The organism is Cellvibrio sp. KY-YJ-3 (assembly GCF_008806955.1).
Lineage (GTDB): Bacteria > Pseudomonadota > Gammaproteobacteria > Pseudomonadales > Cellvibrionaceae > Cellvibrio.
Map to the genome: position 1 here is coordinate 4,205,416 of NZ_CP031727.1, position 13,508 is coordinate 4,218,923.

Genomic DNA, 13,508 nt, shown 5'->3' on the forward strand with positions numbered 1-13,508 from the left:
GTTAATACACATCGCGCAAATAGCGTTTATCCATATTTAATTTGCGGATGTAGTTAACGGTTTCGGCCTCATCAAATTTTCCGTATTGCTGGATGATGTCGCGCAGGGCCTGGTCTACGTCTTTTGCCATGCGGCTGGCGTCGCCGCAGACACAGAAGTAAGCACCCTGCTCTAACCATTCCCACAATTCGGCGCCGCGTTCGAGCATGCGGTCTTGCACATAGATTTTTTGTGTTTGATCGCGCGAGAAGGCGAGACTTAATTCATTCAGCACACCGTCTTTTTGGAATTGTTGGATTTCATCCTGATAATAAAAATCGCTGGCGGCGTGTTGCTCACCGAAGAACAACCAATTTTTACCCGCATCACCGCGTGCCTGGCGCTCTTGTAAAAATCCACGGAAGGGAGCAACACCGGTGCCGGGGCCGACCATGATCAACGGTGTATCACCATTTTCCGGCACATGGAAATGTTTGCTGGGTTGTACGAAGATGGGAACATCAACGCCTTCGGCACGATCCGCTAAAAATGTTGATGCAACACCTTTGCGAATTTTTTTGCTGTCGCGGAAACGACTATAGCGCACCGCCGAAACCGTAAGGTCAATTCGGGTTGGTTGCGCTTTTGAACTTGAGGCGATGGAATATAAACGCGGTTGCATGCGTTTTAGTAGCGGTAAAAATTCATCCACACCCGCGCGAATGGGGAACTCTTGCAAAATATCCGCAAGTTGACGACCGTAAAGCCATTCTTGTAATTCAGCTTTGTGTTCTGCGTCGAGTAACTTTTTTAATTCGCTGCTATTGCTGCGCTGCGCAATAAAATTCAGCGCCTCCAAACTGGGGCGGCAAATTTCATAATTTTCCAGCAGCGCTTGATGCAGCGGTTTTTCGTGGGTGTCCACCACCACAGGCGCTTCTGCATTAAAGTTCAGCGCTTGCTCAAGCTCAAAGACATAGTCAGGGCAATTTTTTGGCCAAACACCCAGCGCATCACCCGCTTCATAAGTAATGCCTGAATCGCCCAAATCAAAACCAAATTGGCGAACATCCTTACCGGAACCTTCGCGATTTAAACGTTGATTGAGAACCAGGCGCGAAGCATAGGGATTGGCTTTGCTATAAGCAGCCGATAAAGAAGGCACGGTGGATGCTGGATGGGTAGTTGCAGTCATGGATGGTAATGAATTCGCCGCAGATGCTGTGATAACAGAAGTTAGGGGTGCTAATTGCTCGCTGAGCTTAGCAAACCATTCTGCTGCTGGCGACTCAAAATCGCTATCGCAATCCACCCGCTCTACCAATGCGCTAGCACCCAATGCCTGCAAACGCGCAAATAATTTTTTTCCATGACCACAGAATTGGTCGTAATTGGAATCACCCAACGCCAACAAGGCAAATTGCACAGCACTTAAATCCGGTGCGGTATCGCTGGTTAACTGACCCCAGAAATCGCCGCCGTTATCAGGCGCATCGCCATCGCCAAAGGTGCTGGTAACGAATACCACAACTTTATTCTTTGCTAGTTTCTCTACCGAATAATCATTCATGGATTGGAGATTAACCGCCCAACCCTGCACCGATAATTGCTGCGCGAATTTTTCGGCGAGCGCTTCTGCATTACCGGTTTGTGATGCCCAAAGCAGCACCAATTCCGGTTTGGCTTGCGCAGGTGCAACCACCCCCATGGCGGCAACACCTGCAGGCAACACACGGCTAAACATTCCAGCGAGCAAACCATTTACCCAGGTGCGATGCGGCGGTGCGATGGGCGCATCAGCAGGTAGCGCAGGCACGGCGGAAATCGCCTTGGCACTGGCTTGCAGGCCGCTCACATAACCGCCCAAATAAATCAGCTCAGCATCGGAAAATTCGGGTGCTACGGCTTCCACTACACCGATTTTGCTAGCGAAGGTTTTAATCAAGGTCATGCTGGTTTCCTCGCTCACTGCAGCAAAGGCCATGGGCATTTCATAGTCGTACTCATGGTTATTGGCGTTTTGTGCGGAGTCGTCGGTGGAATCGCTTGCTTCGGCAAACACTTCTACGCGTTTTAATGCGACCGCAGCCACTTTTAATTCTGGCTGCTGGGAAATTGCATCGATTTTATCGCTGGTCACCGCATTGATGCAGAGGTTATCGCCGTAAACATCGTTCCAGTGAATCGGTGCAAAACAGCAACCGGGTTGTACCCGATCAGTCACCACTGCAGGCAAAATGGCGTAGCCGCGACGCGAGCGGATTTCCACTTTGTCTTTGTTTTTAATGCCCAACTCGGTTGCATCCTGCGGATTAATTTCCACAAACGTGCCGGGGTTTAATTTATTGAGCGTGGCGATTTTTCCGGTTTTGGTAAGCGTGTGCCATTGGTGTTGCACACGGCCAGTATTCAGAATAATGGGGAATTCAGCACTCGGCATTTCTGCCGCATCCACATGGGGGCGCGCGTGAAAAATTGCTTTGCCGGAATCAGTCGCAAATTGAATAAAGGGTTTGCTGCCGTCCTCCGCGATTTTAAGCGGTTGATTGATGCCGGTATTTAAATAACGAATAGGATTGCGCGTAGAAGTTTCATCGGCGCAGGGCCATTGCAGCGGCGCTTCGCGCAAACGCGTGTAATTTACGCCGCGCAAATCGTAACCGGTTTTTGGGTTGTAACTTTGTTTGATTTCTTCAAATACTTCGGCGGCAGAATTAAAACTGAATCCCTCACTAAAACCCATTTCGCAGGCAACGCGCGCAATAATTTCCCAATCAGCCATGGCTTCGCCGGGTGGGTTCACCGCTTCTTGCATAAGCGTGATATTGCGCTCGGAGTTGATCATCACCCCTTCCGCTTCTGCCCATAAAGCACCGGGCAATAAAATATCGGCGTAGCGATTGGTTTCGGTATCAAGGAACGCATCCTGCGCGATAACCAGCTCCGCTTTTTGCAAACCTTCAATCACAATTTTGCGGTTGGGCACAGACGCTACCGGATTGGTGCAAATTACCCAGCAGGCTTTTACTTCACCGGCAGCCATTCGCTCAAATAAATCGACGGTGCCTTTGCCGAGTTTGGTGCTGATGCTGCCTGGTTCAACGCCCCACATTTGCTCGATAAATTCACGATCTTTTTCCACTAATAATGTGCGCTGCCCTGGCAGACCCGGGCCCATATAACCCATCTCGCGACCACCCATGGCATTGGGTTGGCCGGTAAGCGAAAAAGGGCCGCTACCCAAACGACAAATTTTTCCTGTCGCTAAATGCAAATTGCAAATTGCGTTGGTATTCCAGGTGCCGTGGGTGCTTTGGTTTAAGCCCATAGTCCAGCAGGTCATAAACTCGGGCGCATTGCCGATCATGTCGGCCGTTTTAATTAATTGTTCAACAGAAAGACCGGTAATTTCACTCACATTTTCGGGTGTGTAATCCGCTAAAAATTCCGGAAAACTTTCCCAGCCTTGCGTGTACTGCGCAATAAATTCTGCATCGGTTTTGCCATTTTTGTGCAACAAAAATAACAGGCCGTTTAACAATGCGAGATCTGTACCGGGTTTGATCGGCAAATACAGATCCGCTTTGTCTGCAGTTGTAGTGCGGCGCGGATCAACCACAATTAATTTTGCACCGGCTTTGACGCGATCCATCATGCGCAAATACAAAATCGGGTGGCAGTCCGCCATGTTCGCGCCTATCACCAAAAACAAATCGCTGTGATCAAAATCCTGATAGGAACCGGGTGGCGCATCGGAGCCGAGGGAGAGTTTGTAACCCGCGCCCGCGCTCGCCATACACAGGCGCGAGTTGGACTCGATATTGTTGGTGCGCAAAAAACCCTTAGCGAGTTTGTTGGCGAGGTACTGGGATTCAATCGACATCTGCCCCGACACATAAAAGCTGATGGCATCGGGGCCGTGAGTATCCAGAATCTCGCGCAGGCGTTTGGCGGTAGTACTGATCGCCTGCGCCATGGAGGTTTTTACTGGGTCGCGGTTGCGTTCACTGCGCACAAAGGCGGATTCCATCCGGCCGGAGTTGGTGAGCGCCTGGGCGCTGGTCTGACCTTTGGTACACAAGCGGCCAAAATTGGCAGGATGGTTTTTATCGCCACTGACTTTGGTGATTTTTTTACCGTCGGTTTCCAGCACCATGCCGCAACCAACGCCGCAGTAGGGGCATACCGAACGCACGGATTTGTTTTCGTTTTTCGTCTCGGTTTTGCTATCGATTTTAACAATGGATTCAGACATAGGTTTGCAACTCCTCATTAAGAGGGGTTTAGCAAGCGCTATGCCAGTGGCTGATAAGGTGTGGCGCTTTAGGTAATTTCGTGCAAACGAATCCCAAAAAAACGCTCAACAGACTGATTTTTATAGCATTTTTAAATACATCAACCCCACCCACTCACTGCGGCAAGCAAGAGGGAACTGGGGTATCGACTATTTTTTGCATCATCTAAATGCATATTTTTGGGGTTCGGGCACCGGTTTGTTATTGAATGGTGCACCGAGCAGATAGATGTCTCATAAACAGGAAAGAGCGTCACTCACTTTACGCACCAAAAGTGATCAAAATTAGGTCTTAAACTGCCCTACCAACTGCTGCAGCTCCGTACCAACACTCGCCAATTCATTGCCTGACTGCTGGGAGCGGGCAGCGTAGCGACTGGCGGATTCTGTGGCATCAGCAATGGCGTGCATGTTGCGGTTGATAGACTCAATCACCTGGGTCTGCTCCTCGGCGGCGGTGGCGATTTGCAAACCGCGCTGACTAATAGTGCTAACCTGTTGATCAATAGCGCCGAGCGCATCCGATGTTGCACACACCATTTGCACCGAGACATCACCCTTCACCAAACTGCGTTTGATTGAATCGCTCGCTGCCGTGGTACTGGCTTGCAGGCGTTGGATCATCTGTTGGATTTCTTCGGTAGAGGCTTGGGTGCGGGCTGCCAAAGCGCGTACTTCGTCGGCCACCACCGCAAAACCGCGCCCCTGTTCGCCAGCACGCGCCGCTTCGATAGAGGCATTGAGTGCGAGCAAGTTGGTCTGCTCGGCGATGCCGCGAATCACATCCGACACAGCGCCAATGCCGTTTACTTCTTTCTGCAGCTGCTGCAAACCATCGGTATTGAGTTTGACTTCCGACGACAGCGCCTGAATGTTATCGATAGATTTGGCCGCCGTTGTTTGCGCATCTTTGGTGGTGGATTCCGCTACATTGGCTGCCGTTGCTGCGTCCTGGGTACTGCGCGCCACTTCTACCGCCGACGCTGCCATCTCATTAATAGCGCTGGCGACTTGCAGGGTTTGTTCGCGCTGGTTATCCAGGGTTTGGTGGGTAGCGCGGGTGTCTTGCGATACCTGCTGGCCGATGCTGGCAACCTGCAAGGTGAGCTGCTGGATGCGTTGGATCATGCCGTGGATGGAATCGACAAAGCTGTTAAAGGCACTGATTACCGCGCCGATTTCGTCGTCGCTGGTACGGGTTAAACGGCGGGTTAAATCGCCACCGCCGCGCGCAATATCTTCAAGGCTGCGCACCAAACCATTGAGTGGTGCCAGAGTTTTATTGGCGATATACACCGCAAGCAGCGCTATCGCCCCGAGCAATACCAACGCTGCCGCAAACACCCACATCAGGGTCGCGGTAATATGCTCATCGGCCACGGCGCGCGCCGAAGCGACAGCTTCATCAATATTGTCGATGTAAAAACCGGTGCCCAGCATCAGGTTCCATTTATCGAGCCAAATGGCATAGCTTAATTTTGGGTAGGCGGTATCGCCCTGCCCCAAACGCGGGAAGTGATAGGTCACAAAGCCACCGCCTGCCTGCCCTTGTTTGACCAACTCGTTGATCAGGAACACACCATTAACGTCTTTGTAGTCGCGAAAGCTGTCGCCAATACGTGCGCTGTCGCTACCGGAAAATACCCGCACTGAATTGCCGTCGTAGCCAAAGTAATAGCCATCCTTACCGTATTTAAGCTGCTTCAGCAGGGCGATGGCCTGATCTTTTTGCGCGGAGTCGCCCGCGGGAGCGGCATCGTATAAGGGCTTAACGAGGGAGCTGGCGATATCCAGCGAATTGCGCAGTTCGTTTTTATGCGCGCTGAGCAGGGTGTCGCGCAATATGTCCATATCTCTATCAACTACGCCTTGCATGCGCGAACTAACTAACACCAAGAGCACGATAAGAATAGCGATACCGGGCAGTAGCCCAAGCAAAATCAATTTGAGTTTCATTGACATGGAACCCATTCCCCACCTCCGATTCTTGTTATTGTCAGGGCAGATGTAGCCATCCGCCATATGGTTATTTCGACCAATTGTAACCAGTTTGGCTTGAACAGCCAGCAATTCAGACTAAAAGATCTAAAATCGTCTATATTCAATTACATAGTTATAACCGATGACCCGTAATGGCACTGCGATGACCCAGGAAACAGAGATTCACTTACTGCTTAAAAAACTGGCCGTGCCAACACAGGATCTGGCGCAGTTGAGTTTTTGTCGCGGCGCCAAAGAGGCTCAGGTAAAAGAATGGCTGCAAACCTTGCCGCTCACACAAGTACAGCAAGTCAGCGCCCAGCTCTATCAAGCCGTGCATGAAATCAGCCGCGCGGAGATGAACAGCGAGCAGCGCCTGGCGATTCTGGAGCTCCTGCGGATTCCGGTACACCACACCCTCAATGGCCTCGCACGCAAGTACCTGAACCAACCGCTGATTCTGCCAGAGGCGGCGCTGAAAACGGCCACTATTGCCCAAGCGATCCAGAAGCATTTTCTCAACGGCTACCTGATATTGGTGCGCCAACTGTGCCAAAAACCCGGCCTCAAAAAAGAAGCCCATGACCTGCAAGCACTGGTGATTGCTCGCGCGCTAACGGCGCTTGGCTTGTTGGTATTGCGCTCCTACCAACTTTATTTACCCATCGCCAGCCAGGTGTGGAGTGAAGTTCATGCGCTCTACCAAATCGCCTGCGCGCTGGGTGTTGCGCAAGTTCCGGTCGATGACCGCCTGCCGCACCAACACGATGTAAAAACCATCCATAACCAGTATTTACGTGTGTTGTTGCTTGCCTCGGCACGCCCTAACCAACTGCGTCAGGACGAGATTGAAAATACCTACAACCTGCTGGAAACCTTGGCCGCCAGCGCGGAACTGGACGATTACGACCCCAAGGGTAAAGAAAACCTGTTTGTGGTACTGACCAACAGTAACCGCTCACCTTTTTATAAATCCCACTGGCGCCCTGCCACCGCTGCAGAAACAACGACGGCACTGGAACTGCGCACCCATCAACTAGTTACCAAACTGGATGAACTCGCCAAAAATACTGGCGAGAGCAATTGCGATCACAAGCCGGTCGCACTCAGCGCGGCGCTGGTTAAACATTTGGAGCAGGCCTGGAGCCATTTGGCACTGCGCAGCTTTGAGCGGCAGGATGTAAATGCCGAGATCGAAGTCACTGTGGGGCTGAGTAACATCCATTTTCACCTCGCGGACGAACAAGCATTCAATGTGTTCTTAAATCGCAGCAGCGGAGTCGCGGTGGCTCCGGAGAAAGGCGACATCTTCCAAAAACGCGGCGTTCAGCTTAAAAAAAATACCCCCCAGAATAACGATGACCCCTGGGGCGATGCATTTGATGTGCGCGGCACTCCGCTGGAGGGGAAAGCCTTATCCACCTTTAATATTGAGAAAAAACTGCTGGAGCGGGAACAAGTGGACTATCAGGGGCTGCACCCGATTTACAAGGTACCGCTGGTGGATCGCAGCCTGGGTGGTTACGGCCTGGAATGGCGCAGTGAAATTCCGGTGCAGGTGCGTGCAGGTGAATTGCTCGGGCTACGTGAGTATGGGCGCAACAAATGGGCGATTGGGGTGGTGCGCTGGGCGCATCAAATCAAGGGCGCTACCCAGCTGGGCATTCAAATACTGGCGCCCCAAGCCGTGCCGGTGGCTATCGCGATAGTCCACAAAACCGGTGCCCTCTCTGAATACTTGCGCGCACTGCAGATCCCTGAGTTGCGCGCGGTTAATCAACCAGCCAGCGTGATTACCAATGCGGTTTCCTTCCACGAATACAACAAGGCGCGGCTCTATAGCCAACCGGCACCGGGGAATCAAACAGCGGGAGATAAATCGATCCAGCTGACCCAGCGGTTATTTGCCACGGGCGCCTTTAGCCAATTTGCCTTCCGCGAATTGATGAGCACCAGCGGCGAACCCACCAGCGCCAAAGACGATTTTAATTCCGTATGGGAATAAAGGCCTAACAGGGTTGGCGGGTGAAACCAGCTGTAATGCGCTGTAGTTGTTGCAACCCGGGGCACAGTGCATCATCCACCCCATATAACCAAAAGGCTCGACCAGATCCCATAAACCGATGATGAAGTTGAGCAAGTTCCTGATTTCAGTAATATAGCCACCCAAGTAGCGCCGGTCGACGCAAGCAATTCGCGACACAAGGTAGAGTTTTTCGACTTATCGGCACAAATTGGTCACATCACTCAAAAAATGCACTGCCGCACAGCGGAAAACGGCTGGATCCGGCGCGTATTAACTAAAACGCGCTATAGTCAGATTCAGGCCGCCCCGTCAGTTCGACAGACAATAGAATGGACATATGACTAGTAACGATACGATTCGATTGCTGATTCTGAACAACCAGCGTTCAGAGGCAGAGCGCCTGATAAGTATGCTGCATGCATCCGGTCACCCCTGCCGCGCACAACACGTGGAAAGCGAAGAGGCATTGGTAAAATTGCTGCAAGAGCAGAGCTGGGATCTGCTTATCGGCAATATGAACAGCACCGCTCCTACTCCCGCGATTGCCATCAAACAAATCCGCCGCCTTAACAAAGACGTACCGGTAATTCTGCAATATGAAGCAGACGAGGATGAAAGCCCATTTGCAGTCGTAGAAGGCCTGCGTTTGGGCGCTGCGGATGTTATCGACCTGGATGACGACCAACATCTGTTGCTGGTCATTGATCGCGAGTTGCAAAACCGCGAACAGCGCCAGGCACGCCGCAATACTGACCGCCGTTTTCGCGAAGCCGAGCGCCGCAGCCAGCAATTGTTAGATAGCTCGCGCGATGCCATTGCCTTTATTCAGGATGGCCTCTACCTCTACGCCAATGAATCCTTTGCCGAACTTTTTGGCTATGAAGACAAAGACGAAATCGAAGCCATGCCGATTATGGATATGGTGGCCAAAGCCGATCAGGCGCGGCTTAAAACCTTCCTCAAAGATTTTGTCTTCAAAGGCGATGATGCGGAATCCAGCAGCGTTGGTTTCACTGGCTTAAAAGAAGATGGCAGCGAAACCCATATTGATTTGGAAGTGTCGCTAGTCACCTATGACGAAGAGCCATGCATTCAGTTTTTGGCACGCGCGGCATCCGCACACATCGCCCACAGCAACAACGAAGAACTGGAAGCGCAGCTCAAACAAATCAAATGGCAGGATGTGGTTACCGGCACTTACAACCGCCAATACCTACTCAACCACCTTGAACACATCATTGATAACGTGGATGAAAAACAGCATTCCTGCCTGTTTTATATCGAACTGGATGAATTCAGCGAACGCATCAAAAACAGTTTTGGTGTAGCCGGGGCAGACTTGGCGCTGGTGGACATTGCCACCCTGCTGCGCGGTAAGGCCCACACCAGTGACACTATCGCCCGTCTGGGCGATTCCACGTTTGCCATCATCACCCACAACCTCAAAGCGGATGCGGCGGTGAATCGCGCCCAACAGCTGTGTAAAGACATCGAAGGTCATATTATCGAGATCGACCATAAAACCCTGCAGGTGACCTGCAGCATTGGTATCTCCTTAATTAATGAAACCACCACCAGCACCAACACGGTGATTGAACAAGCGCGACAGGCGATGGAGAAAGTCAGGGCTAACAAGGGCAATGGCGCCATGTTGTTTGAGCCCGACTCACCCAAGGGTGAGATCAAGATCGACATCAACGCCACGCTGCAACAAGCTTTGGCCAATGACCGTTTCCGCCTATTGTTCCAACCCATCATCAGCCTGCGCGGTTCCGACGAGGAATATTACGAAGTTTATCTGCGTATGATTGATGAAAGTGGTGCGGAAATTTCGCCAAATATCTTTTTTGAGGCGGCATCCAACATCAGTGCCTGTACCAAGATAGATCGCTGGGTGATTTTGGAATCTATCAAAATGCTGTCGCAGCATCGCGCCAAGGGCAATAAAACCAAACTTATCGTCAATATCAGCCGCCAGTCGCTGTGCGATGAATCACTGCTACCCTGGCTCGCCGTTGCCTTCAAAGCTGCCAAGCTATCGCCCGATGCGGTGGTATTCCAGGCGCAGGAAATTGATGTCACCAATCACTTGAATGCCGCCAAGAATTTTGCTGATGGGATTAAGAAATTAAATACACAATTCTCCATCAGCAATTTTGGCTGCTCACTGAATCCGTTTAATGCACTTACCCATGTAGCAGCAGGCATGATTAAAGTGGACGGCTCGTTTACCAGTGACATTCAAAACAACAATGAAAGCCCCGAAACCCTGATTCAGCTAATTGAAAAGTTAAACGAAGAAAGCAAAATTACGCTGGTGCCCTTTGTGGAAAATGCCAGTGTGCTCTCCACCTTGTGGCAAGCGGGCGCGCACTATATTCAAGGGCATTATTTGCAGGAGCCGAGTTCGGGCATGAATTACGATTTTAATATGGAGTCGTAAACTCTTTCTGTTCATCTCCCTTGCTAATCCCCTAGCCCCTTTTTTCAAAGGGAGGGGGGAATTTAGCTACTCCCTTTAACAAAGGGAGGTTTGGAGGGATTCTTAAAGCAGTCTGTCGCGCTCGCGAAAACCGAGCAAATACAAAATAGCATCCAGTCCCAAATTGGAAATATTGTGCTCCGCCGAGGCTTTCACCAGCGGTTTTGCGCGGAAAGCGACACCCAAGCCAGCAACACTCAGCATCGGCAAATCGTTCGCACCATCGCCAACGGCAATGACTTGCTCCAGGGCTATGCCTTCTTGCTTGGCCAGCATGGCGAGTAATTCGGCTTTGCGCTGACCATCCACCACTATGCCTTTTACTTCACCGGTGACTTTACCGTCGACTATATCCAGCTCGTTGGCGTAGACATAATCGATACCCAATTTGTTTTGCAGATAGCGGCCAAAATAATTAAATCCACCCGACAAAATAGCAGTTTTGTAACCCAGTTTTTTCAATGACGAGATCAGTTTTTCCGCGCCTTCGTTCAAGCGCAACTCGGCGGCAATACCCGCCAGCACCGATTCGTCCAAACCTTTGAGCAAGGCCATGCGACGGGCAAAACTCTGCTTGAAATCCAGCTCACCGCGCATTGCCGCTTCAGTGATCTCGGCCACTTGCTCACCCACACCAGCGGCCTTGGCCAACTCATCAATCACCTCTGCATCAATCAGCGTCGAGTCCATATCAAAACAGACCAAGCGGCGATTGCGACGATAAACGGTATCGCGCTGGAACGCGACATCCACATTCAATTGCGCCGAGAGATCCATAAAGTCCGCGCGCAAGGCGGCCATATCCGCCGGAGTTCCGCGCACAGAAAATTCAACACAAGCGCTGCCTTGTGCCAAATCCTCAGCCTTTAACTCCGCCAATGAAACACGGCCAGAGAGACGGCTGATCATGTCGATATTCAACCCATGTTTAGAGGTCACCGCCGTCAACTCGGCAATCATGGTGGCATCAATCTGACGCGCCAATAGAGTGACTATGTGGCGGGTTTTACCCTGCTGCTCCGCCCAATGCTCGTAACTTTCGGGGCTGATGGTTTGGAAGCGGACTTGAATATCCTTGGCCGTGGCAGCCTGTTGAATCGCCGCCAATAATTGGGTGCGAGCATCAGCGGAAATGCGCAGCTCCACCAAAATGCCAAGCGCCAGGGTATCGTGAATAACCGCTTGGCCTATGTCCAATACGCGCGCGCCGACGTGGGTAAGCACTTGGGTTAACGCGTGGGTGACACCGGGTTTGTCTTGACCCGATGCATTAATTAAGAGAATTTCGTTCACAATGCCTCACTACAATAGGAGCCAGACAGCATCTGGCCGGGGCGCCGGGATAAAGCGCGCATTCTAGCGGAATTACTCGCAGCTCACAGCAGCTTCTGTGCAGCCTGCTGCGTTCATCAAGACATTGGGCAGATTTCGCCAAGGTGGGGCAACTTAGGCTAGAATGCGATTCTGCACGACAGAGAGCGACAAGATACTTGCAACTATTCGTCAATTCGCCACTCTTATTTGACTGACCCTGGCAGGACCCGGGGTTAAACCTTGAACACACGGACTTAACCATAAAATGGCTTTCATAAATACCTACAAAACCTATCCACAACTCACCCTCTGCAGCCTGTTGCTTATAGCGCTGGGGCTATTGGGTGCCTGGTCTTACCACAGCAACGGCGAACACAATCAGCGCGAGCAAATTGGCCTTTATGGTCAGGTGCTGGCGAACAGTGCGGCGCGCCAAGCGGTCAACGCTACATTGCAGCAGGATCTGGTCAGCCTGCAGGCAATTTTGCTGGAAGTGGGCCAATATCCGAATGTTATCGGCGCGACCATTCACAATGTGGAAAATAAACTGCTGGTGCAAAGCGGCTTTAAACCCAATCAGGTAATTAACGGGCGGCGCTACGATTTCTCGGCGCCCATTGCACTGCACAATAATGTCGCCGGCTATTTGGAAGTCTCGCTGGATGTGCCCCGTCACACCGAACGTGATTACCGTTTTTATCTGTTATGGATGGCCGGTGTTTGTATTTCCCTGTTAATCATTTGGTGGTCGATTCAACGCCAGTGGTGGGCACAGTTAAAAGACAAGCTGCCCAGCACCAGCGAGATAGTCACGGCGGTGGTGGAAAAAATGCCCACCATCGAAGACATTCCCGAGCCAGAGCCGGAAGCCCCCAAACAAGTGTCCGTGCGCTTGAGTTTGGACATCACCAACATGAGCAAACTCTACCAACAGCTCAACAGCGAAAGTTTCGCGAGCGTGCTGCGCCGTTTTGAAAAGCAATTGCAAGGCGTGTTGAATTTGTACGATGGCCAGCGCCAGATGCTCTCGGGCGAAACACTCATTATCGATTTCACCGGTGAAGCCTTTTACGAGTGCAGTTTTCGCGCCGTCTGCGCTGCGCAATTGCTGAGCAACCTCGCGGGCAAAAACCCCAGCCCGCGTTTGCATTTGGCTGCCGCTGTACATGAATTATCAGCGCCAGTGAGTTCCCATAAATCACTGCTGAAAGATTTTGTGGTGCAACACAACAACTATTTAAAACCCGATAAGGGCGAAATTCTAATAAGCCAGCGCTTGATTGATGCCGACCTGCAAGAGCATTTGGACATCATCAGCGACAGCGGCAAATTGGTTGGCTTAAAAGCACCCTATGCGTCATTGCTTGCCAAACAGGAAGAGCAGCTGACCCAAGCAGCCGCACAATAAACCCTGCTCAATCATAACAGTCACA

General features: G+C 51.4%; 6 protein-coding genes. 3 read left to right on the forward strand and 3 right to left on the reverse strand.

Going from position 1 to position 13,508, the window contains the following annotated elements; all coding sequences use genetic code 11:
* Window position 1: 1 nt before the first annotated feature.
* Both D0B88_RS17860 and D0B88_RS17865 read right to left on the reverse strand, forming a co-directional pair.
* Window positions 2-4,234: a bifunctional nitrate reductase/sulfite reductase flavoprotein subunit alpha gene (locus D0B88_RS17860; RefSeq protein ID WP_151058845.1), complete on the reverse strand. Its 4,233-nt coding sequence runs from the start codon at window positions 4,232-4,234 to the stop codon at window positions 2-4.
* Window positions 4,235-4,558: 324 nt separating this feature from the next.
* Window positions 4,559-6,235 carry a methyl-accepting chemotaxis protein gene (locus D0B88_RS17865; RefSeq protein ID WP_225318445.1) on the reverse strand — a complete coding sequence of 559 codons (1,677 nt, stop codon included), beginning with the start codon at window positions 6,233-6,235 and terminating at the stop codon, window positions 4,559-4,561.
* Window positions 6,236-6,416: 181 nt separating this feature from the next.
* Here D0B88_RS17865 and D0B88_RS17870 point away from each other — a divergent pair, with 181 nt between their 5' ends.
* Window positions 6,417-8,258 (forward strand): hypothetical protein, encoded by a 1,842-nt coding sequence (locus D0B88_RS17870; RefSeq protein WP_225318446.1) that lies wholly within the window; start codon window positions 6,417-6,419, stop codon window positions 8,256-8,258.
* Between the two features lie 358 nt (window positions 8,259-8,616).
* On the forward strand, window positions 8,617-10,722 hold the full coding sequence (locus D0B88_RS17875) for an EAL domain-containing protein (RefSeq protein WP_151058849.1): 2,106 nt from the start codon (window positions 8,617-8,619) through the stop codon (window positions 10,720-10,722).
* A 102-nt stretch (window positions 10,723-10,824) separates the two neighbouring features.
* Here the strand turns inward: D0B88_RS17875 and serB are convergent, their stop codons facing one another.
* Entirely contained in the window at window positions 10,825-12,054 is a 1,230-nt protein-coding gene (gene serB / locus D0B88_RS17880) for a phosphoserine phosphatase SerB (RefSeq protein WP_007643391.1), read from the reverse strand.
* A 286-nt stretch (window positions 12,055-12,340) separates the two neighbouring features.
* Here serB and D0B88_RS17885 point away from each other — a divergent pair, with 286 nt between their 5' ends.
* The gene (locus D0B88_RS17885; protein WP_151058851.1) at window positions 12,341-13,483 is read left to right on the forward strand and encodes a hypothetical protein; all 1,143 of its coding nucleotides are present in this window, start codon (window positions 12,341-12,343) and stop codon (window positions 13,481-13,483) included.
* The last annotated feature ends 25 nt before the right edge of the window (window positions 13,484-13,508 follow it).